Source organism: Marivita sp. GX14005, assembly GCF_023370775.1.
Taxonomy (GTDB): Bacteria; Pseudomonadota; Alphaproteobacteria; order Rhodobacterales; family Rhodobacteraceae; genus Marivita.
Window position 1 is genome coordinate 41820 of record NZ_JAMCCQ010000004.1, and the last position, 22253, is coordinate 64072.

At 65.1% G+C, this 22253-nt stretch carries 19 protein-coding genes and 1 pseudogene; 5 read left to right on the forward strand and 15 right to left on the reverse strand.

The window, feature by feature from the left end:
* Nucleotides 1–4: 4 nt before the first annotated feature.
* Genes M3465_RS12265 through bchF form a run of 7 tightly spaced genes read right to left on the reverse strand, consistent with a single transcriptional unit; the run spans nucleotide 5 to nucleotide 9856 of the window.
* Nucleotides 5–1432: an MFS transporter gene (locus M3465_RS12265; protein WP_249502053.1), complete on the reverse strand. Its 1428-nt coding sequence runs from the start codon at nucleotides 1430–1432 to the stop codon at nucleotides 5–7.
* On the reverse strand, nucleotides 1429–2121 hold the full coding sequence (gene bchM, locus M3465_RS12270) for a magnesium protoporphyrin IX methyltransferase (protein WP_249502054.1): 693 nt from the start codon (nucleotides 2119–2121) through the stop codon (nucleotides 1429–1431). The genes M3465_RS12265 and bchM overlap by 4 nt, the downstream gene beginning before the upstream one ends.
* Nucleotides 2121–3017, reverse strand: a complete 897-nt coding sequence (gene bchL / locus M3465_RS12275; RefSeq protein ID WP_249502055.1) for a ferredoxin:protochlorophyllide reductase (ATP-dependent) iron-sulfur ATP-binding protein — start codon at nucleotides 3015–3017, stop codon at nucleotides 2121–2123. Before bchL ends, bchM begins: the two co-directional genes overlap by 1 nt.
* Nucleotides 3018–3035: 18 nt before the next feature.
* On the reverse strand, nucleotides 3036–6578 hold the full coding sequence (locus tag M3465_RS12280) for a magnesium chelatase subunit H (RefSeq protein ID WP_249502056.1): 3543 nt from the start codon (nucleotides 6576–6578) through the stop codon (nucleotides 3036–3038).
* Nucleotides 6568–8076 carry a ferredoxin:protochlorophyllide reductase (ATP-dependent) subunit B gene (gene bchB / locus M3465_RS12285; protein ID WP_249502057.1) on the reverse strand — a complete coding sequence of 503 codons (1509 nt, stop codon included), beginning with the start codon at nucleotides 8074–8076 and terminating at the stop codon, nucleotides 6568–6570. The genes M3465_RS12280 and bchB overlap by 11 nt, the downstream gene beginning before the upstream one ends.
* Nucleotides 8073–9371 carry a ferredoxin:protochlorophyllide reductase (ATP-dependent) subunit N gene (locus M3465_RS12290; RefSeq protein ID WP_249502058.1) on the reverse strand — a complete coding sequence of 433 codons (1299 nt, stop codon included), beginning with the start codon at nucleotides 9369–9371 and terminating at the stop codon, nucleotides 8073–8075. The genes bchB and M3465_RS12290 overlap by 4 nt, the downstream gene beginning before the upstream one ends.
* Nucleotides 9368–9856 carry a 2-vinyl bacteriochlorophyllide hydratase gene (gene bchF / locus M3465_RS12295; protein ID WP_249502059.1) on the reverse strand — a complete coding sequence of 163 codons (489 nt, stop codon included), beginning with the start codon at nucleotides 9854–9856 and terminating at the stop codon, nucleotides 9368–9370. Before bchF ends, M3465_RS12290 begins: the two co-directional genes overlap by 4 nt.
* Nucleotides 9857–10244: 388 nt before the next feature.
* On the opposite strand from bchF, the gene M3465_RS12300 reads away from it, so the two are divergent.
* The 5 genes from M3465_RS12300 to M3465_RS12320 all read left to right on the forward strand — a co-directional run bounded on the left by M3465_RS12300 (nucleotide 10245) and on the right by M3465_RS12320 (nucleotide 15828).
* Nucleotides 10245–10928 (forward strand): cobalamin-dependent protein, encoded by a 684-nt coding sequence (locus tag M3465_RS12300; protein WP_249502060.1) that lies wholly within the window; start codon nucleotides 10245–10247, stop codon nucleotides 10926–10928.
* Between the two features lie 50 nt (nucleotides 10929–10978).
* Entirely contained in the window at nucleotides 10979–12394 is a 1416-nt protein-coding gene (gene ppsR, locus M3465_RS12305) for a transcriptional regulator PpsR (protein WP_249502061.1), read from the forward strand.
* 61 nt (nucleotides 12395–12455) lie between these two features.
* Complete coding sequence (chlG, locus tag M3465_RS12310) at nucleotides 12456–13361, forward strand: chlorophyll synthase ChlG (RefSeq protein WP_249502062.1); 906 nt, start codon at nucleotides 12456–12458, stop codon at nucleotides 13359–13361.
* Nucleotides 13361–14644 (forward strand): BCD family MFS transporter, encoded by a 1284-nt coding sequence (locus M3465_RS12315; protein ID WP_249502063.1) that lies wholly within the window; start codon nucleotides 13361–13363, stop codon nucleotides 14642–14644. Before chlG ends, M3465_RS12315 begins: the two co-directional genes overlap by 1 nt.
* Nucleotides 14645–14646: 2 nt before the next feature.
* Complete coding sequence (locus M3465_RS12320) at nucleotides 14647–15828, forward strand: geranylgeranyl diphosphate reductase (protein WP_249502064.1); 1182 nt, start codon at nucleotides 14647–14649, stop codon at nucleotides 15826–15828.
* On the opposite strand, the pseudogene dxs reads toward M3465_RS12320, so the two are convergent.
* The 8 genes and pseudogenes from dxs to bchZ all read right to left on the reverse strand — a co-directional run bounded on the left by dxs (nucleotide 15825) and on the right by bchZ (nucleotide 22188).
* A pseudogene (dxs, locus tag M3465_RS12325) lies at nucleotides 15825–17721 on the reverse strand (1-deoxy-D-xylulose-5-phosphate synthase). The gene M3465_RS12320 and the pseudogene dxs overlap by 4 nt on opposite strands.
* Before the next feature lie 195 nt (nucleotides 17722–17916).
* Nucleotides 17917–18156: an RC-LH1 core complex protein PufX gene (gene pufX / locus M3465_RS12330; protein ID WP_249502065.1), complete on the reverse strand. Its 240-nt coding sequence runs from the start codon at nucleotides 18154–18156 to the stop codon at nucleotides 17917–17919.
* Between the two features lie 11 nt (nucleotides 18157–18167).
* Nucleotides 18168–19094, reverse strand: a complete 927-nt coding sequence (gene pufM / locus M3465_RS12335) for a photosynthetic reaction center subunit M (protein WP_249502066.1) — start codon at nucleotides 19092–19094, stop codon at nucleotides 18168–18170.
* Nucleotides 19095–19108: 14 nt separating this feature from the next.
* Nucleotides 19109–19939, reverse strand: a complete 831-nt coding sequence (gene pufL / locus M3465_RS12340) for a photosynthetic reaction center subunit L (protein WP_249502067.1) — start codon at nucleotides 19937–19939, stop codon at nucleotides 19109–19111.
* Nucleotides 19940–20051: 112 nt separating this feature from the next.
* A complete protein-coding gene (gene pufA, locus M3465_RS12345) occupies nucleotides 20052–20222 on the reverse strand; it encodes a light-harvesting antenna LH1, alpha subunit (protein ID WP_249502068.1) in 171 nt (56 codons plus the stop codon).
* A gap of 10 nt (nucleotides 20223–20232) precedes the next feature.
* Complete coding sequence (gene pufB / locus M3465_RS12350) at nucleotides 20233–20388, reverse strand: light-harvesting antenna LH1, beta subunit (protein WP_249502069.1); 156 nt, start codon at nucleotides 20386–20388, stop codon at nucleotides 20233–20235.
* Nucleotides 20389–20500: 112 nt separating this feature from the next.
* Entirely contained in the window at nucleotides 20501–20731 is a 231-nt protein-coding gene (gene pufQ, locus M3465_RS12355) for a cytochrome PufQ (RefSeq protein WP_249502070.1), read from the reverse strand.
* Nucleotides 20728–22188 carry a chlorophyllide a reductase subunit Z gene (bchZ, locus tag M3465_RS12360; RefSeq protein WP_249502071.1) on the reverse strand — a complete coding sequence of 487 codons (1461 nt, stop codon included), beginning with the start codon at nucleotides 22186–22188 and terminating at the stop codon, nucleotides 20728–20730. The genes pufQ and bchZ overlap by 4 nt, the downstream gene beginning before the upstream one ends.
* Nucleotides 22189–22253: the final 65 nt, after the last annotated feature.

A 22253-nucleotide genomic window follows, 5' to 3' on the forward strand; every position in this document is an offset into this window, starting at 1 on the left:
GGTGTCAGGTCGGAAAATCCGCAAGACCGATCGGCCCTGCCGGTTTGCGAATGCCGCGCGTCCGCACGAGCGGACCCAAGGCGACGAGGGTGATGAAGAGCAGAAGGATCTCGAGGTGATAGACGAAGGAATAGCCCGTCGTCGGCGAGGTCAGCGCCTCTCCGAGCCGGCCCGACATGGCGAGCGATCCGACCGCATCGCGCAGCGCGCCGCCCAGGAAGATCGCCAGCCCGGCCGCCGTCGCCTGCGCCGCGCCCCAGGCCCCCAGCGCCAGTCCGCGCCGGGCCGCGCCGCGCGCGGGCATCGTCATCGCCGCGTTGAGCGTGGAGACGGCAAAGAGCCCGCCGCCGAAACCGATCCCGAACGCGCCTGCGAAGAAGACCGCCGGGGCGCCGAGCGGCGGCGCGAAGACGACCGCCGAGAACCCCGCCAGCCCCACCAGAATACCGCGCCCGGCAAGCCGATGGGGATCGCGCGCACGCGCCAGCCACCTGGCGGCGCAACCGAAGGCGCAAAGCGCGCCGATGGCCCATATGGCGGTAAGCAGCGTTGTCGCCGACACGCTCAGGCCGAGGATCTCGCCGCCGAACGGCTCCAGCAGGATATCCTGCATGTTGAAGGCCAGCGTGCCTAGAAACACCACCGCAAGCAGCCGTCCCGCATCGCCGCCCGACATGAAGTCGGCCCAGGCATCGCGAAAGAGCGGCCTTGGCGCGGCGCGCGCCTCGCGGCTCATGGGGTTGACCTTTTCCTGCTTCCAGAGCGCCAGCAGGTTGAGAACAATGGTCATCACCGCCGCCCCCTGAACCACCTGGATCAGCCGCAATTCGCTGAAATCGCGCAGCAGCGTGCCGATGATGATCGACGACAGCAGCATCCCGACAAGGAACATGACATAAAGCAGCGCCACGACCCTCGGGCGCGTTTCGTCATCGGCCCGGTCGGCGGCCAGCGCCAGCCCCGCCGTCTGCGTCATGTGCATCCCGATACCCGTCAGCAGGAACGCGAGGCCCGATCCGATCTCGGCGCTGAACGGCACGTCGAGCGCCTGCCGCCCGGTGAAAAGGACCAGCCCCATGGGCATGATCGCCAGCCCGCCGAACTGCCACAGCGTGCCGAACCAGAGGTAAGGCACCCGCTTCCAGCCGATGGCGGAGCGGTGGGTGTCCGAGCGAAAGCCCAGAAGCGCGCGGAACGGGGCAGACAGGACGGGAATGGCGATGAAGAACGCAACGATCATCGCCGGCACCGAAAGCTCCACGATCATCACCCGGTTGAGCGTGCCGAGCAGCAGCACCGCCGCCATGCCGACCGCCACCTGAAAGAGCGACAGGCGCAGCAGCTGGCCCATCGGAAGCCCCTCGCTGGCCGCATCCGCGAAGGGCAGCAGGTTGGCCGTCAGGCTCTTGAGCGATTTGGCACGGAAGATCATGGGCGGAACTCCATGGCCGAGGAAATGTAGAAACCCGATGTGACGCGATCCACCGGGACCAGGGCGCCTCCGACCCCGGCGCGCCGCATCGCGCGGGTGATGCCCTTGTGCGAATGGGGCACCATCGTCGGCGCGCGGTTGGAGCGCGGGAACATCTGGCCGGCGCGCCACATCGCCATGAGAAGCGGAGTGCGCGGCGCAAGGGTGAACACGAAGCTTTCGGCAAGCCGGGGCCGCAGACGCGCGAGGCATCCGGCCACGTCTTCGGCGCCGTAATAGATCATGCTGTCCATCGCCAGCGCGTAATCGAAACGCCCCAGCTCGGGGGCGAGCATGTCGCCCGCCCGAAAGGTGATCCGCCCCGCCAGATTGGCCGGGCAGCGCCGCTGCGCGATGCCGATCAGCGCCGGCGATATGTCGATCGCCACCACATCGGCCCCGCGCCGGGCAAGCTCCACGGCCATCGCGCCCGTGCCGCAACCGGCATCCAGAACGCGCGCGCCGTTCAGTTCCGAGGGGAGCCGGGAGAGCATCAGATGGCGCATCCGGTCGCGCCCAGCCCGCACGGTGGCGCGAATGCCCGAAACAGGCGCATCCGAGGTCAGCCGTTCCCAGGTGCGCGTGGCCGTGCGGTCGAAGTAATCCTCGACCCTCGCGCGGGTGCGCTCATATGTCGGGGTCGCGTCCATCAATCGAACCCCAGCAATTCGAAGATATCGCGGTCTTCCATCGGCGCGGGGGCCAGCGGTTCGGTCCCGTTCCAGAGCGTTTCGGCGAGCCGGATATATTCCTTGCGCACCTGCACGATTTCCTCGTCATCCTCCATCTCGAACAGCGTCTTCTTCTTGAGCCGCGACCGGCGAATGGCGTCGAGATCGGGCATATGCGCGATGCGGTTGAAACCGACGGTCCGGCAATAGCGGTCCACCTCGTCTGTCTCGCGCGAGCGGTTGGCGACGCAGCCGGCCAGCCGCACCTTGTAGTTCTTCGATTTGGCCTGCACGGCGGCGATGATCCGGTTCATCGCGTAGATGCTGTCGAAATCATTGGCCGTGACGATCAGCGCGCGGTCGGCATGTTGCAGCGGCGCGGCAAAGCCGCCGCAGACCACGTCGCCCAGAACGTCGAAGATCACGACATCGGTGTCCTCCAGCATGTGATGCTGCTTGAGCAGTTTGACCGTTTGCCCGACCACATAGCCGCCGCAGCCCGTCCCGGCGGGCGGTCCGCCCGCCTCGACGCATTTCACGCCGCCCCACCCCTCGAACACGAAATCCTCGGCGCGCAGTTCCTCGGGGTGGAAATCGACCTCCTTGAGAATGTCGATCACCGTCGGCACCAAGGTGCCGGTCAGGGTGAAGGTGCTGTCATGCTTTGGATCGCACCCGATCTGAAGCACGCGCCGGCCCAGCATCGTGAAAGCCGCGCTCAGGTTGGACGAGGTGGTCGATTTGCCGATCCCGCCCTTGCCATAGACGGAAAAGACCTTGGCCCCGGTGATGGCGGCGCTCGCGTCCTGATGCACCTGGACGGATCCTTCTCCGTCTTCGCCGCGCAGGATCGGTGCGGTTCTGTCCAATGCCATCTGTTTCTCCTTCCGGGCCTATTCGGCCGCAATGCCTTCGAGCCGATCTTCGAGCGCGTAGGCGGCGTTCTGAAGATCGTTCAACATGTCCTCGTCCGGGCTCCAGTAAGAGCGGTCCGACGCTTCGAGCAGCCGGCTCGCCATGCGCATCGACGCCTGCGGATTGAGCGCCGCCAGCCTTTCGCGCATCGTCTCGTCCAGAACGAATGTCTCGGTCAGCCGCTGGTAGACCCAAGGCTCCACCTGCCCCGCCGTCGCGGACCAGCCGACGGTGTTGGTGATATGCGCCTCGATCTGGCGCACGCCCTCGTGACCGTGTTCCAGCAGCGCTTCGTAGAATTTCGGATTGAGGCTCCGCGAGCGCGTCTCGAGCGTGACCTGTTCGGCGAGCGTGCGCACCTTGGTGCCGCCCAGCGTCTGATCGCCGATATAAACCGGCGTGTCCGCCCCGCCCCGCGCCCGCTTGACCGCGCGGGCGATGCCGCCCAGCGTGTCGAAATAGTGATCCACCGTGGTCACGCCCAACTCGACGCTTTCGAGGTTCTGATAGGCCAGATCCACATCGCTCAGCGCGGCCTGCAGCAGCGCGGCGTTCTGCGCCGGCTTGCCATTGACGCCATAGGCGAAGGATTTGCGCGCCTGATAGGCGTCGGCCAGCTCGTCCTCATCGCCGAAGGCGGAGCTGTCCACCAGCAGATTGACATTCGAGCCATACGCCCCTTCGGCATTGGAAAAGACGCGCAGCGCGGCGGTCTGCAAATCGCAGCCCATCGCCTCGGCGTAGCGCAGCGCATGAGCGCGGATGAAGTTTTGCGAGACGGGTTCGTCCGCTTCGGCGCATTTCAATGCGGCCTCGGCCAGCATCCTTGTTTGCAACGGCAGCAGATCGCGGAAGATGCCTGACAGCGTCATGATCACGTCGATGCGCGGGCGGCCCAGTTCGCCAAGCGGCACTAGATCGGCACCGCAGAGCCGCCCATAGGCGTCAAAGCGCGGCGCGCATCCCATCAACGCGAGCGCTTGGGCGATCGGGCCGCCGTCGGATTTGATGTTGTCCGAGCCCCAAAGCACCAGCGCGATTGATTGCGGCAATGCCGGATGCGCCTCGAGCAGCGCCTGCGCCTGTCTTGCGCCATCTTGCATCGCAAATGCCGTGGGCATGCGGAACGGATCGAACGCATGGATGTTGCGCCCGGTCGGCAGGATCGCGGGGTTGCGTATCAGATCGCCGCCCGGCACCGGGGCCATGAAACGGCCGCCAAGGGCGCGCATCAGCCCGGTCAATTCGCTGTCCTGCTGCAAGAGATGATCGGCGCGCGCACGTTCCGCCTCCTTGGCGTGCTGCATCAGCGCGATGGTATCGGCGCGCTGTTCGGCGGTCATGCCGCGCCCGACGACGTGCAGACCGCTGGGGATCAGCGCCGCCTCGGCCTCCAGCAGCGTCAGCCAGAGCCGCGCGGGGTCGGTGCCGTCAAGATCCACCGCTTCGGCCTGATCGCGGATGAGCGCTTCCAACTCACCTTGCGCCGCATCGCCGCCCCGCATCTCGCGCCAGCGCGTCAGGCTGTCCTTAAGCGCGGCAAGCCCTTTATAAAGCCCCGCCTGCGCCAAAGGCGGCGTCAGATGGGTCACGGTCACGGCGTTCGAGCGCCGCTTCGCCAGCGTCGCTTCGGACGGGTTGTTGGCGGCATAAAGGTAGATGTTCGGCAGCGCACCGATCAGCCGTTCGGGCCAATCGGCCCCCGACAGGCCGGATTGCTTGCCCGGCATGAATTCCAGCGCGCCGTGCATGCCGAAATGCAGCACTGCATCCGCGCGCAGATGGTGCTTGAGCCAGTGATAGAAGCCGGAGAACGCGTGGGTCGGGGCGAAGCCATGCTCGAAAAGCAGGCGCATCGGATCGCCCTCATAGCCGAAGCCCGGCTGGATGCCGACGAAAACCTTGCCGAACTGCGCACCAAGGATAAACACGCCGCGCCCGTCCGATTGCAGCTTGCCGGGTGCCGGGCCCCAGACCGCCTCGATCTCGTCCAGCCAAGGGGTCTCCGCGACGATCCGGTCGGCGGGCAACGACGCGGCGACATTGGCCTCTTGGCCCAATGCGGCGGAATTCCCCCCCAGAACGGCCTCGCGTAGTGCGTCGACACTGGCGGGCGGGGACAGGTCGTAGCCTTCCGCTTTCATCCGGTGAAGCGTGTTGAACAGGGATTCGAACACGCTGAGATAAGCGGCGGTGCCGATGGCACCGGCATTGGGCGGAAAGCCGAACAGGACGATTGCGATTGTCTTGTCGGCATTGCGAGCGCGGCGCAGGCGGGCCAGACGCCGCGTCTTTTCCGAAAGCGCGCCAACCCGGTCGGGGCAAGGCGCCATCGCCCGGTCGCAGCCTATCGCCTGGCATCGCTGCGCGCAGCCGGTGCAACCCGCCGCGCCATGCCGCCCCGCGAACACGGTGGGGTTGGTCGCGCCGTCGATCTCGGGCAGCGCGACGAGCATCGTCGTCTCGACCGGGCCAAGCCCCTGCCGCGAGCAGGCCCATTGATCGAGCGTCTGAAATTCGAGCGGCTGCGCGGCGATATACGGCACGTCGAGCCGGGAGAGCACGGCGACCGCCGCGTCGCTGTCATTATAGGCCGGCCCGCCCACGAGGCTGAACCCGGTGAGCGAGACCAGCGCATCGATCCTGTCGAAATAGGCGTCGATCGCGGGGCGCGCATCCAGTCCGCCGGCAAAGGCGGGGATCACCCGAAGACCATCCGCTTCAAGCCGGCGAATGACGGCATCGTAATGCGCGGTATCCCCGGCAAGGATATAGGAACGCAGCATCACCAGCCCGACCGTGCCATGCGTGGCAGGGCGCTCCGGCAGCGCGGCGGGATCGGTGACGATCCGCTTGGGAAGATCGGGATGATAGAGCCCGACCTCGGGATACTCCACCGGCGGCGCGGCATCGGTATCGCGCCAGAGCGGGTTCGACGCGTAGCGCGACACAAGGCTGCGCACCATGTTCTCGATATTGTCGTCCGACCCGCCAAGCCAGTATTGCATCGACAGGAACCATTGCCGCAGATCCTGCGCGCGTCCCGGCACCAACTTGAGGATCTTCGGAATTCGGCGCAGCATCTTCATCTGCGACGCGCCGGTGCCGCCCTTGGCCTTCGGCGCGGGCTTGAGCTTTTTCAGCAGCGCCATCGCACCCGAGGCCGGCTTGGACATGTCCAGATCGCCCATTTTCGTCAGCCGGACGATCTGCGCATCCGCGACCATGCCGACAAAGGCGTCGCAGACCTCTCGCCGGGCGGTCAGATCGGGGAGGATCGCGTTGATGTGCTCTTCGAGGAAAAGGATGTTGACGATGATGATATCGGCCCGCGCGATATCGGCTTTCGCAGCGGCCAGCGCGGCGGGATCCTCGCCCCATTCGGCGGCGGCATGCACGCAAAGCTGAAGCCCCGGATAATCCGCTGCCAGCCGCGGCGCGACCCGCGCGGCAGGGCCGGCGGCGTGCCGGTCGAGCGTCAGGATGACGACGCGGTAGCTATGGATCGCCTCATCGCGCATAATGGGCCTTCGCCTCGTAAAGCGTATCGACGGAGATCTCGCGCAGGTCTTTCGATTGCGCGAAGGTTTCGGTGTTCCGGCGCGCCTTGCCGCGCACGAAAAACGGTATTTTCTTTAGCTCGCGCTCTGCCGCATCGAGCCAGATGACATCCCCGGCGCTTGCCGGCGCGCGGGGCGTCTCGGGCGTCGCGGCGGCGCCGTGATGGCTCGGCCCGGCGGCGTCGTGAAACTCGAAATCCTCGCGGAACATGTGCAGCAGATGTTCTTCCAAACCCATGACGAGCGGGTGCACCCAGGTGTCGAAGATGACATTCGCGCCTTCGAAGCCGACCTGCGGGGAATAGCGGGCCGGGAAATCCTGCACATGCACCGGGGCGGAGATCACGGCGCAGGGAATGCCCAAGCGCTTGCCGATATGGCGCTCCATCTGGGTTCCGAGGATCATTTCGGGCTGCAGCGCTTCGATGGTTTGCTCGACCTCGAGATAATCGTCGGTGATCAGCGCCTCGACACCGAACTCCCGTGCCAATGCCCTGATGCCGCGCGCGAATTCGCGGTTGTAGCAGCCCATCCCCGCCACCTCGAAGCCCATCTCGTCGCGCGCGATATAGGCGGCGGCGCGCACATGGGTCGCGTCGCCGAAGATGAAGACGCGCTTGCCGGTCAGGTAGGTGCTGTCGACCGATTGCGCGTACCACGGCAGGCGCAACCGCTCTTCGCCGGCGCGGCATGGCAAGCCGGTGAGGGTTGCCAGCTCGGCCAGAAAATCGCGCGTGGCCGTCACGCCTATCGGAACAATGGTGGTGTGCGGTTGGTCGAATTCCCGCTTCAGCCAGCGCGCCGCGCTTTCGGCGGTTTCGGGATAGAGCAGGATGTTGAAATGCGCAGCCCCGAGCCGGGCGATATCGGACGGAGTGGCCCCCATCGGCGCCACCACATTCACGTCGATGCCGATCTCGTGCAGCATCGCCGTCAATTCGGTGATGTCATCGCGGTGGCGAAAGCCCAGAGCCGCGGGCCCAAGGATATTGCACGAAATGCGCGCCGTCCGCTCACAGGGCTTCGCCAGCGTGCGGACGATCTGAAAGAAGGTCTCGTCCGCGCCGAAATTCTCCTTGCGCTGGTAGCTCGGCAATTCAAGCGGGATCACGGGCACCGGCAGGCCCATCAACTCTGACAGCCCGCCCGGATCGTCCTGGATCAATTCGGCGGTGCAGGACGCGCCGACGATGATCGCCTCGGGCTTGAAACGTGCATAGGCGTCGCAGCAAGCGTCCTGGAAAAGTTGCGCTGTATCGGAGCCGAGATCGCGCGCCTGGAAGGTGGTGTAGCTGACCGGCGGGCGGTGATCGCGGCGCTCGATCATGGTGAACAGCAGATCGGCATAGGTGTCGCCCTGCGGGGCGTGCAGAACGTAGTGCAGCCCTTTCATCGCGGTCGCCACGCGCATCGCGCCGACATGAGGCGGGCCTTCATATGTCCAGACGGTCAGCTTCATTCCGCCGCCCTCAGCCTTGGGGAAAGCCCGGCGATCAGCCCCTTGCGGCGCAGCGGACGCGAGAAAAGCCCGGCCAGATCGCCCGCCTGTTCGTAGAAATGGACCGGCGTGAACACGAGCTCTATGGCCCATTTCGTCGTCAGCCCCTCGGCCTCCAGCGGATTGGCGAGACCGAGGCCGCAGACTGTCAGATCGGGCCGCGCAGCGCGGGCGCGGTCCAGTTGCAGATCGACATCCTGCCCTTCGGAGATCATCGGCCCGGCCTCGAGCAGATCGAGATCGGGGCCGTGGATGGCGTCGTGGATATAGGGGCTGCCGACCTCGATCGCGGTCATGCCGCATTCGCGGGTGAGAAAGCGCGCCAGCGGGATTTCAAGCTGGCTGTCGGGGAAGAAGAACACCGACCGGCCGGCCAGATCCTGCGCCGCCTGCGCCACGGCCCGCTCGGCCCGCTTGCGCGGTGCGTCTGTAACGGCGGCAAAACGGTCCGCCCCTATACCGAACTCCTGCGCGATGGCGCGAAGCCAGGCGGTCGTGCCATCAGCGCCGAAGGGGAACGGTGCCGCGATATGACGCGCGCCGCGGCGCTCCAGCGCGGCACAGGTATCGCTGAGGAAAGGTTGCGTCAGGGCGAAGACGGTATTCGGCCCCACGGCCACACCGCTCTCCACACCCCGCGCCGGAAGGCAGCGGACGTTCTCGATCCCCAGGCCCGACAAAAGCCCGAGCATCTGATCCTCGACCACATCGGGCAACGCGCCGATCACCAGCAACTCGCGGCGGTCCGTTTTCGGCAGCACCGGGACCATGGATGCAAGGCAGGTGTCCTCGCCCTGGGTAAAGGTCGTCTCGATCCCCGAGCCGGAATAGTTCAGCACGCGCACACGCGGCGCGTGGATTTGTGTCAAACGCTCCGCAGCGCGGGCAAGATCGAGCTTGATGACCTCGGACGGGCAGGATCCGACAAGGAAGAGCTGGCGGATACCGGGCCGCCGCTCCAATAGGCGGGCGACCTCGCGGTCGAGCTCGTCATGCGCGTCGTTCATGCCGGCCAGATCGCCCTCTTCTAGGATCGCCGTGGCGAAACGTGGCTCGGCGAAGATCATGACGCCGGCGGCCGATTGCAGCAGATGGGCACAGGTGCGGCTGCCGACGATGAGAAAGAACGCGTCCTGCATCTTGCGATGCAGCCAGATGATGCTGGTCAGCCCGCAAAACACCTCGCGCTGGCCGCGCTGCTTGAGCACCGGCGTGTTGCGGCATCCGGAGGAAGGGGCAAGGCCGGGCGCGCTCATGACGCCACCTCCGCCTGCAGCCGCGCCGTGCGCAGCTTGAGAAGGAATTGCCCCGCATTGATCGCGTATCCGGCATAGGCGGCAAGTGCGATCCACATGAGCCCCGCCGGACCCGTCGATCCCTCGAAAAGCGCAGCGAGGTAGAGCGTGTGCAGGAAGATCACCGCGAAGCTGAACACGTCCTCCCAGAAGAACGCGGGCGCAAAAAGATACTGACCGAACACGACCTTTTCCCAGATCGCCCCGGTGATCATGATGAGATAAAGCAGCGCGGTCTTGAGCAGCACCGAAACCGTCGCCGCCGCGTATCCCTCGCCCGTGCCGAGATAGCGCAGCACCAGAACCAGCGAGACGAGGAAGACCGCGAACTGCGTCGGCGCGAGAATCGCCTGCACCAGGGTCCAACGCGATCCATCCCGGCGCTGTCTCTGCTCCGCGGTATAGAGCGGACGCGTGTTCGGTGCTGTCAGAGAATCGCGTTGCATGGTCCACCTTGGCGAAGATGTCTCAACCAAAGGTAATCCGGCATCTTTCCGTGTGTCAACTTTGATTTACAACCTTGCTGTCAGCAAAATGACGAAATATGCGCAATCCATTGGAGCATTTCAGCAATTCTACGCTTCCCGTGAAAGGCTGCCGAAATTACCGGGACGAGAATGTCAATAATATTTGACATTTTTGGCAATGACGCGGATGATTTCTGCGGACATGCGTTTCCTGCCGGGAGGACTTGACGGAGCGGAATCGGATGCGGAACAGAGGGGGAGTGCCACCATGAATGGAAGACCCGATCGTGAACCGCAGCATGCTGATACGCACCGAAAAACCGCGGTCGACAGGATCGCCTCTCTCGCGCTCGACGAGGTGTCTCTCATGGCCAAGACCCTGAGAGGCAACTCGGACGAAAAGAATGCGCAGCTGCTGCTCCGCGCCGCCGTCAGCGAGGATCCCAAAGCCGTCCTGCGGTTGTCGCGCCGGATGCTCGACAGCGGGATTCCGGCCGAGATGATCTGCGAACAGTTCATTCCCGACGTAGCGCGGCTGCTGGGGCAAGGCTGGTGCGAGGACGACATCACATTCACGACGGTCACCATCGGCTCATCGCGGTTGCAGCGCATCCTGCGCGAGATCGGTTCGGGCAAGTCGGACGATTGCAACGGCCCGATCGATGCGCCCGAGACATCGGTGCTGCTGCTGATGTCGCACGATGCCGATCACACGCTCGGCGTGATGGTCCTGGCAAGCAAGCTCCGTCGCGCCGGCATCTCGGTAAAGCTGTCCATCGGCGAGACGACGGCAGCCCTTCTAGACACGATGAACAGCACCCGGTTCGGCGCGATTTTCATGTCGGCCTGCGTTGAAGGTGACCTGCCCGCGCTGCGCGACCTGGTGGGCGAGATACGGAAATTCGAAACCCCGACGCCGCCGATCGTGCTGGGCGGCCAGATAGTGACGCAAGATAACCACAGTCTCGACGTCGCCGGTGTTGACAAAATCACGAACGACCTAGATCAAGCGCTTTTGTTTTGCGACATACATTGCAAAGCCAAAATATAACACCGATGTGTCGTGGATAAAAATGACAATCGGGCAACTGGGCAACGGTCATGACATCTCGCGGCACGAAATATTGGGACAGCGGTGCAGTTCCTCTCATAGCGCCCGAGATCCTCGGTAACATCATTGCATCCCTTGCCGATCTGGCCATCGTCATCACGGCGGAGGGCCAGATCCTTTCGGTTCTGACCAATCCCAGCCAACGCAGCTATGGTGATCTCAAAGCCTGGGAGCACGGTAATTTTCGCCAGTTTCTGACCAGCGAAAGCGTCCCGAAATTCGAACGTGCGCTGAAACGCTTTCTCGATGCGGATGGCGCGGCCCGGCCGGTCGAGCTCAACCATTCCGATCATCGCAAGAAGTGGCAGTTTCCGGTCAAATACTCCTTCCACACCATCGGGCCGGACAAGACCCTTCTGATGCTGGGCCGCGACATGCAGCCGGTTGCGGAGATGCAGCAGCAACTGGTCAAGGCGCAGATCGCGCTCGAGAAGGATTACGAGAAGAAACGCGAGTTCGACACGCATTTTCACGTGCTGCTCGGTCAGGTGTCGGATGCCGTGCTGTTCGTCAGCATGAGCGATGGGCGGATCACCGAAGCGAACGAAGCCGCCGCGCGCATGCTCGGCACCAATCGCGAATCGATCCTCGGCAGCCGGTTCGCCCAGCAGCTGCAGGGGATCGCCCATGCCGATCTCATGGACCGGCTCGCCGCCTCAGCATTGAGTGAGGATGCGCTCGGGATCGAGATCAGGACATCCCTGAAGGGTGATGCCCTGCGCGTGCTGCCGACCCTGTTCCGCGCCGCCGGAGAGCGCATCTTTTTGTGCCGCCTGAACCACAACGACACGGCTCCGCCAAAGCTCGACGATTTCAGCCGCCATCTGGTCGCCCTTTTCGAGAACGGCCCGGACGGTGTGGTGATGACGGACGAGACCGGCGCGATCACCTCCGTCAACGAGGCGTTTCTCGATTTCGTCGATGCGGCGGATGGGCGCGGTGTGCATGGTCGCCTGATTTCAGATTTCCTCGCCCGCGGGATGCTTGACCAGAAGGTATTGATGGATCACGCGGCGCAGGCCGGGAACATGCGCCTCTATACCACGCGGGTGGTCGGCGAATATGGCGGCGAGCGGTCCGTGACCATCGCCACGACGCGGCTTTCGGCCGATCGCAGATCCTGCTTCGCATTCGTGCTGCGCGATGCGCAGACCCGCGACACGCCGCTGCCGAGCGGGCTTTTGGTGCCCGAGAAGGACAGCAAGCCGCTGGTCGAACTCGTCGGGAGCGCCTCGCTCAAGGACATCGTCGCACAGACGACCGACGTGATCGAAAAGATGTGCATCGAAACGGCGATCGAGTTGACGAACAACAACCGCGTCGCGGCGGCGAACATGCTGGGGCTTTCGCGGCAATCGCTCTACGTCAAGCTGCGGAAATACGATCTGCTGGCGAAGGACGGCTGATCTATCCGTAAACTATAGTTTACACTTGGCGACTCGCTTATTGTCAGGCTATCCTGACAATATGGCGGACACGATTTCCATTCCACAGGCAGCATATCCCAAACCGCTCGCGGTTCTGCGGCTCCTCAAGCCTGTGACATGGTTCCCGCCGATCTTTGCCTTCGCCATCGGTTGCGTCTCGGCCAGCGGAACGGCGGAGGTCCAATGGCCGCTCGTGCTGCTCGGAATTCTGCTTGCCGGGCCAATCGTCTGCGGCATGAGCCAAGCGGCGAATGACTGGTGCGATAGGCATGTCGATGCCATCAACGAGCCGAACCGGGGGATCCCGTCAGGCCGGATACCCGGCCGCTGGGGGCTCTGGATCGCCTGGGCGATGACGGGCCTCGCGCTCCTCGTCGGTTGGCAACTCGGGCCATGGGGGTTCGGCGCGACGCTGGTGGGCATCGCGGCTGCCTGGGCCTATTCGGCCGAGCCGGTGCGGCTCAAGCGGTCGGGCATCTGGGGTCCGGGGCTGGTCGGGCTGTGCTATGAGGGCCTGCCATGGTTCACCGGCGCCGCCGTGATCTCTGCCGGAGCGCCGTCTGTTCCTGTCGTGATCGTCGCGCTTCTCTATTCCATCGGTGCGCATGGCATCATGACACTCAACGATTTCAAGGCGCTGAAGGGCGACAAGCACATGGGCGTCAACTCCCTGCCCGTTACGCTCGGCCCGCGGCGTGCAGGGCAAGTGGCGTGTCTCGTCATGGCGCTGCCGCAGGTCGCGGTGATCGCGCTGCTGCTCGGCTGGGATCGCCCGCTTCACGCTGCCGGGATCACCGTTTTGCTCGGCTTGCAAGGCTTGGCGATGCGCCGTCTGCTTCGCGATCCGAAGACCTTTGCGCCGTGGTATAACGGCACCGGGGTTGCGCTCTATGTCGCCGGGATGCTTGTCGCCGCTCTCGCCATCCGCACATTGGGAGGCGCCTGATGACTCTCACATGGGTCCAGATTTTCCGGCTCGGCCTCGTTCAAGCCGCGCTTGGCGCGATCGTCGTGCTGACAACCTCGACGTTGAACCGGCTGATGGTGGTCGAACTGGCGCTGCCCGCCGTTCTGCCCGGCTTTCTCGTCGCGCTGCACTACGGCATTCAACTCACGCGCCCGCAATGGGGGTTCCGCTCGGACACGGGCGGCAACCGCACCCGCTGGATCGTCGGAGGCATGGCGGTGCTGTCTTTGGGCGGCGTCGCGGCGGCGGTCGGTGTCGTCACGATGCAGGCCGCCTATTGGCCGGGGCTCATCCTGTCGCTGCTGGCCTATTCCGCCATCGGCCTCGGTGTCGGTGCGTCGGGCACCTCGCTGCTCGCGCTTCTGGCATCGAGCACCGCGCCCCATCGCCGCGCCGCATCCGCCACCATCACCTGGCTGATGATGATCTTCGGCATCGCCGTCACCGCCGGCGGCGTCGGCGCGATGCTGCACCCCTATTCGCCCGCGCTGCTGCTTCGGATCGTCTGCAGCGTGGCGTTCGGCGCTTTCGCTCTCACCGTCCTTGCGACATGGGGCATCGAACGCGGCCTTACCGTCCTGCCGCAGCCCGAAAGCCAGCCGTTCCGGCAGGGGCTGACCGAAATCTGGGCCGAGCCGCGCGCGCGGAATTTCACCTTGTTCGTGTTCCTGTCGATGACCGCCTATTTCATGCAGGAACTCATCCTGGAGCCCTTCGGCGGGCTCGTTTTCGGCCTCACACCCGGCCAGACAACGAGCCTGAGCGGCGCGCAGAATGGCGGCATGTTCATCGGGATGCTGACCGTCGGCATCGCCGCGACAGGGTTCAAGATCGGCTCCTTGCGCGCCTGGGTGATCGCCGGCTGCCTTGGCTCGTGCAGCGCGCTGTGCCTGATCGCCGCCGCCGGCGCGCTCGGCGCGGCCGGGCTCTTTGCGCCATTCGTGGTGATGCTGGGCGTGTTCAACGGGATGTTCGCGGTCGCGGCCATCGGCTCGATGATGGCGCTGGCCGGCGCGGGGCGCGGACGGCGCGAAGGCACGCGGATGGGCCTGTGGGGCGCCGCGCAAGCCGTCGCGGCGGGTTTCGGCGGGCTGACCGGCGCGGCGCTGGTCGATCTGTTCCGCCTCGCACAGTTAAGCGATGCGCAGGCGTTCGGAACCGTCTTTTTGATCGAGGCGGCGATCTTCGTCGCGGCAGCCGTCATGGCACTGAAAATCTTGGAGCGCCCCCTGCCGGGGGCGTTCGCCATCGCAGGAGAATAATCATGTTCGATGTCGTCGTCGTTGGAGGAGGCCCAAGCGGCGCAACCGCCGCCGAAGACCTCGCGCGCTCTGGCCACAAGGTCGCTTTCATCGACCGGGCCGGCAAGATCAAACCCTGCGGCGGAGCCATCCCGCCGCGCCTCATGCGCGATTTCAACATCCCGGACGATCAGATCGTCGCGAAAATCAACACCGCCCGCATGATCTCACCGACCCGGCGCCGCGTCGACATGGCGATCGAGAACGGCTTTGTCGGCATGGTGGACCGCGAGCATTTCGACGAGTTCCTGCGCATGCGTGCCGCGAAGGCCGGGGCGGAGCGGATCACCGGCACCTACGTCGCCATCGCCCGCGACGAGGCCGGAACGCATGTCTCCTATCGCTGCAAGGCCAGCGGAGAGACGCGGAAGGTCACCGCCCGCATCGTGATCGGCGCCGATGGCGCGCGCTCGAATGTGGGGCGGCACGAGGTGCCGGGGGGCGACAGGATCCCCTATGTAATCGCCTATCACGAGGTGATCGAAGCGCCGCGGGGCGATGTGCCCTCCTACGATCCGGCGCGCTGCGACGTCGTGTATGACGGCCGCATCTCGCCCGATTTCTATGGCTGGGTCTTTCCGCATGGCGCGCAGGCCAGCGTCGGCATGGGAACGGAAGTGCAAGGCGTCGATCTCAAGAAGGCCACCGCTGCCCTGCGCCTCGCCTCGGGGCTCGACCAGTGCCGCACCATCCGCCGCGAAGGCGCGCCGATCCCGCTCAAGCCGCTGGAGCGGTGGGACAACGGGCGCGACGTGGTGCTGGCGGGCGATGCGGCGGGCGTTGTCGCGCCCTCCTCCGGCGAGGGCATCTATTACGCCATGGTCGGCGGGCGCGTCGCGGCCACGGCAGCGGCGGCCTGCCTTGCTTCGGGCCGCACCGGCGATCTGAAACTGGCGCGCAAGCTCTTCATGCGCGAGCACAAGGGTGTCTTCAAGGTTCTGGGCGCGATGCAGCGCGCCTATTACCGCAGCGACATGCGGCGCGAACGGTTCGTGTCGCTCTGCCACGATATCGACGTGCAGCGCCTGACCTTCGAGGCGTATATGAACAAGGAACTGGTCAAGGCGCGTCCGCTTGCGCATTTGAAGATCGGGATCAAGAACCTCGCGCATCTGACCGGGATGGTCGCTGCGACGCGGATTTAGCGCTTCGCCAGCGCGTCCTGTCCGACGGCCTGCGCGGCGGTGGCCGCGATGTCGAGCGCGGTCAGCCCCGCATCGGCATACATCGCATCCGGCGCGGCCTGTTCGATGAACCGGTCCGGCAGCGTCATCGTCCGCAGCTGACACCGGCCATCAAGCAAGCCGTCATTCGCCAGATCGTGCAGCACCATCGCCCCGAAACCGCCCCTTGCGCCCTGCTCCACGGTGACAAGCGCCTTGTGATGGCGCAGCAATTGCCGGATCAGCGCGCGGTCCAGAGGTTTGGCGAAACGCGCATCGGCAATCGTGACCGATAGTCCCTGCGCTTTCAGAATGGTCGCTGCCTCCCGGCACACCGCCAGATGCGCGCCGAAGCTCAGAATGGCAACATCGCTGCCCTCCCGGATCACCCGGCCCTTGCCGATATCGAGCACCTCACCGCGCTCGGGCAGATCGACCCCGGTGCCTTCCCCGCGGGGAAAGCGGAACGCGATCGGCCCGGCATCATACGCGGCAGCGGTGGCGACCATGTGAACAAGCTCCGCCTCGTCTCCGGCAGCCATGACGGTCATGTTGGGGAGCGCCGACAGATAGCCGATATCGAAGGCGCCCGCATGGGTCGCGCCATCCGCGCCGACCAGCCCGGCGCGGTCGATGGCAAAGCGGACGGGCAGGTTTTGCAGCGCCACGTCATGCACGACCTGGTCGTAGCCGCGCTGCAGGAAGGTCGAATAGATCGCGCAGAACGGCCTCAGCCCGCTCGCGGCAAGCCCGGCGGCGAAGGTGACGGCGTGCTGCTCGGCGATGCCGACATCGAAGACGCGCGCCGGGAACGTGTCGGCCAGGATATCCATCCCGGTCCCCGACGGCATCGCCGCCGTGATCCCGACGATCCGCGCATCGCGCGATGCCGCGTCTGCGAGCGCCCGGCCGAACACCTTGGTATAGCTGGGCATTGGGCCGCTTTTTGGCCTGCGCGCCGCTCGGCACGTCGAACGTGCCGACGCCGTGATACTTGTCCGCAGCGGTCTCCGCCGGCGCATAGCCCTTGCCCTTGACGGTGCAGCAATGAATGAGCACCGGCCCCGTCGCCCTTGTCCTTGCGCTGCGCAGCACGGCCAGAAGCTGGTGCATGTCATGCCCGTCGATCGGCCCCATATAGTCGAAACCCAGCTCTTCGAACAGCGTTCCAGTGCCTGCGCTCCGCCCCGTCACCAGCGCCCGCGCGCGCCGTGCGTGATCGCGCAGCGGGCCGGGAAGTGCCGCTTCGAGATCTTCGCCCAGCTTGCCCAGAGGAGTCTCGGAGAGCCGCGACATGTAGCGCGACATCGCCCCGACGGGCGGCGCGATGGACATCTCGTTGTCGTTCAGGATCACGAAAAGCCGCCGCCCTTCGACACCGGCATTGTTGAGCGCCTCATAGGCCATGCCCGCGCTGATCGCGCCGTCGCCTATGACGGCGATGGCGTCGCCCGTGTCCATCCCCATATCGCGCCCGACAGTGAATCCCAGCGCGGCGGAGATCGAGGTCGAGGAATGGGCCGCGCCGAACGGATCGAATTCGCTTTCGCTGCGCTTGGTGAACCCGCTGAGCCCGCGTTCCTGTCGCAGCGTGCGGATGCGATCCCGGCGGCCGGTCAGGATCTTGTGCGGATAGCATTGATGCCCGACATCCCAGATCAACTTGTCGCGCGGCGTGTCGAACACCGCATGCAGCGCCACCGCGATCTCGACCACGCCGAGCGAGGAGCCCAGATGGCCGCCGGTCACCGCAACCGCTTCGATCACCTCGCGGCGCAGCTCGTTGGCGAGTGCGGCAAGATCCGCGTCCGGCAACAGGCGAAGATCGGATGGCCCGGCGATGCGGTCGAGGGTCGGTGTCTCTGATACGGTCATGGCGGCGCTCCTGCCCTTGGGGGCATCCGGTGGGTCATCCGGCACCGCAGGGCTTTGCCCGCGGTGCCGGTCTCCTGTCGCCAACAGGAAGGGAACCGGGAGCGCGGCTCGTGCCGCCTCTCCCTTTACCGGGAACCGCAAGGCCCCCGATACGGCGGCAGCGCGCGGCAGCGGGTGCCGCCGCGCGCCACATGCTCATACCTGTGCGCGCTCCACCTGTTCGATCAGAAGGAACGAGCGGTTGATCGGATCGGGCGCGAACTTGGAATCCTCGGGCAGAAGCCGCGACAGGGCGAGCAGGGCCCAACCGGCAAGCAGAACCGCGAGACAGAAGAGCGCGGCATAGCCCGCGCCCTTGAGCATCAGCGCTGTGATGTCCGCGGTCAGCCGAAACTTGCGATCGCCGGTGCGCAGGTAGTCGTGATGTTCACTCATGGCTTCATTCCTCAATCGAGCGGCGCGTAGTCGTGGATCTGCGCCCAGATAAACCAGTTTTCGACGACGGTGCCCGACAGCAGTATTCCGATTCCCCCCGTCAGCGGCGTGAGCACCGCGAACCACCAGGCCCAGCGATGGATGCCCTCCATCGTCGCGTTGAACCCCATCGTCCAGCGCCAGAAGAGCGCCGCGCGTTCCGAGGCCGTGCCGCGATCCACGATCTGCTCGATCTCGCGTTCTCCGCCGAACCGGCTGACCGCGAGGATGGTTGCGCCATGCATCGCGAAGAGCAGCGCCGAGCCATAGAGAAACGCGATCGAAAGCGCGTGGAACGGGTTGTAGAACAGATTGCCCCAGGTCAGCGAAAAGAGGTTCGTCCAGTCCAGATGGGGGAAGATCCCGTAAGGGACCGCCTCGGACCACGATCCCATCAGGATCGGTCGAAAGAGGTTCAGCACGAAGATCAGCCACAGCAGCGCCGCGAAGGCCCAGGCGACATGCTTGCCCATGCCCAGGTCCTCGGCCCGCCGGTACGTCCGCACCCACCAGGCGCAGCAGCCGACCAGGAAGAAGAAACTGGCGATGAGCCACCAGCCGCCTTCATTGAGCGGCGCGAAGCCGAGCCCGTATTCCGGCCCCGGCGGCTCCAGCGCCATCCAGAAGAGATCGCGCAGGAACACGCCCGGCGAATAGCCCGCCTGCGCCCAGAAATTCATCCCGATGATGAAGAACCACATCCCGAACCCGATCACGCCGATCAGCCCGTAGGTGCCGTAATGCACCGGCCCGAGCTGCGCATTGCCGATGGTTCCGAAGAGCCGGTTGAACCGCGTGCGGTTCGCGCGGCCGCGCACCGGCAGCCCGTCGATGGTCATGCCCAGCTCCGGCGGACCCTGAACCTGCACCTGGGTAAAGATGTTCTGATACTCGGCCATTGTTCATCCCCTCCTCAAAGGTCCACCCACCAGGGCAGTTCGTAATACCAATCCCACCAGACGATCCATTGATCGAACCAGATGGTGCCTGAAATGACGATGCACACCGCGCTCCAGAAGCCCGACATCAGCGCCAGGAAAAGCCCCAGCCGGTGAATGCCGAGCGGGCCGATGGAATAGCCGATCAGGTCGCGGAAATAGGTGTCCTCGTGATCGGGCGAGCGGATCTCGCGCCCCTTGCCGGGATTGACCGCCGACAGCACGAGCGAGCCATGCAGCGCCAGCGCGACCGCGGTGATCCAGAAGAAGCTGATCGCCACCATATGCGCGGGGTTGTAATGGAAATTGCCATAGGCATAGCCCACGTTGTTCACCCAATCGAGATGGCTGAAGATCCCGTAGGGAAAGCCATGCCCCCAGGCGCCCATCAGAACGGGGCGGATGATGACGAGCGTGACATAGGCGAGGATCGCGACGCTGAAGGCGAAGGGCACATGGTAGCCAATCCCCAGCTTGCGGCAGATTTCGACCTGCCGCAGCGCCCAGCTGACAAAGGCGATGGTGGCGCAGATGGTGATGATCTGCCAAAGCCCGCCCTCGGCCAGCGGCGCCATGCCGAGCCCGACCTCCAGCGGCGGCGGATCGATGGAGATCAGCCAGGGGTTCCAGGTATCGCCGAGCGAGGCGCCGTAGAAGATGAGCGCCGATCCGAGCACCGCGAAAAAGAAGGTCACGACCCCGAAAAAGCCCACATAGAACGGGCCGACCCAGAAATCGAACAGATCGCCGCCCACGAGCGTCCCGCCCCGGACGCGATATTTCCTTTCGAAACTGAGTAGCGCCATGATCCGTCTCCAATCCTGTCTTCAGCGGCGCCGGGCCGCACCCGGCCGGGCCGTCGGTTTGCCGGGGCGGGACGCGCCCGCCCGCGGCTGTCTTTATGCAGCAGGCGCGGCCTTATTCGGCCACGATGATTTCCGTTCCGAACGCCCGGGTGAACCAATTGGTGTTCGGGTTGCTGAGCAGGACGAGGTGAATCATCACCGCCAGCAGGAACAGAAAGACCCCTTGCGCCACGAACACGCGGCGCGGATCGAAGATCAGCCAGATCTTGTAAAACTGTGCCATGTGATCCCCTCTACCAGGCAAACCACGGGAGCTTGATGTATGTCAGGATATGAGCGACGACCGCGATCGCCGTGAAGACCGCGAAGCCGCTCATATACACTGAATGCAGCTCCTGGGCCTGCTCGTCAGTGAGACCTGTGAAGGACAGGTCGGTTTTATCAGCCATGATTTTCCTCCGGAAAATTGAACTGATGCCGCAGCGCCCCGCGGCCAGGTACGACAGGGGCTCGCCCCCTGCCCTTCTCACGCGCCCCGGCCCGGCCGGTTCGCGCGATTCCTCAGGCCGAGAAGATCCTCGGCGTGATGATGGCGGCATCGCTCAGCGCCGCGCGCAGCGGCGATCTGCCGGGTCTGCGCCGGTGCCGGATGACATGCGCGCCCCAGCCCGCGGCGGCGAACGGCAGCGCCGTCAGGAAGACAAGCGCGAAATAGACCGAGTATTCCCGCCTGTGATGCGGTTTGTGCCGCACGGGTCCAAGCCCCGTGGCATTGCTCGTGACATCGCTCATGATACACCTCCTTTGGCAGGTTGCAGACGCTCGACGGTTTCCAGAACGACGCGTTCGGCCCCGTCGGCAAGGGCGGCTTTCTCGGCTGCGTCGCGCAGCGATTTGGCCGCGGAAATACGGGTCAGGATCGGATGGCTGGCAACGATCTCATCGAGTCGCGCCTGCGCATCCGCATCCCATGGAAAATCCCGGCGCAGCGCGGTCGGCGTCGCCTCGGCCGCATCCATCTCGCTGCCCAGCGGCAGGATATGAAACAGCGCATCGAACAGCGCGTTGCAGACTTCCTGCAAAAGATAGGTCGCGCCGGCATAGCCCATGAACGGCGTGCCGGTGGCCCTGCGGATCGCGGCGCCGGGGAAACTGGCGGGAATGAAACAGGGCGCGGGGCCATGACCCGATGCCAGCTCGGCCAGATAGATCTTTTCGTTGATCGACCCCAGCACCACCAGCGGCCGCTTGGCCTGAAGCTGCGCGCGCACCGCGTCATTGTCGGTCTTGACACCGCGCTTGCGCTCCACCGCAAAAGCGCAGGGAAAGCCCAGATCATCCTCGAGATATTTGCGAATGCCGCGCGTATAGGTCTCGTTCGCCACCACCGCAAAGGAGGCGGTGGCAAAGAAATCCTGCGTGACCGACCGCCACAGATCCCAGACCGGCTTGATCGTCGAGTGTTTCTCGCGCTCGATGAACGGCTCGGGATCGAGCCCCAGCAACGCGCCCAGCTTGCGCAGGAACTTCGTCGTGCTGTCGATCCCGATGGGCGCCTGCAGATAGGGCTTGCCCAGAACCTCCGCCAGCCCGCGCCCGAATTCGCGGTAAAGGCAGACATTCACATCCGCGTTCACCAGCCCCCGCATCTCGGCCACATGCGCGCCCAGCGGCATCACCATGTTGACCTCGGCCCCGATCCCTTCGATCAGACGCCGCATCTCGGCCAGATCGGAGGCCATATTGAACGTGCCATACATCGGCCCCAGGATATTGACCCGGGGCGCCGCGCCCTCTTCGCGCTTGGCCTCCTTCGGCATCCGGCCCTTGGTCATGCCGAACTCGGTGAAGATCCAGGTCATCGCACGATCCGCCGATTCCCACTGATCCTCATCGATCGTGCGCGGCAGGAAGCGCTGGATGTTGGTGCCCTGCGGCGTGACCCCGCCGCCGATCATCTCCGCGATGGAGCCGGTCACGACCACCGCCGGCAGCGCCGGGTCGAGAACGCCCCAGGCGCGCTTCATCGCCTCCTCGGTGCCCGATCCCATCTCCGCCTCGGCAAGCCCCGTGACAACGATCGGCAATTCATGCGGCGGCAACGCATCGGTGTAATGCAGCACCGAGGTCACCGGCAGGTTCTCGCAGCCTACCGGCCCGTCGATCACCACCTGCAAGCCCTTGACGGCGCAAAAGGAATAGACAGCGCCCCAATAGCCTCCGGCCCGGTCGTGATCCTGAACCAGCATCAGCCCCGCCCCCTGCTTTCTTCTTGCTCAAAATATCCCGGGGGGCCGTTCATTTGGCGCCATTG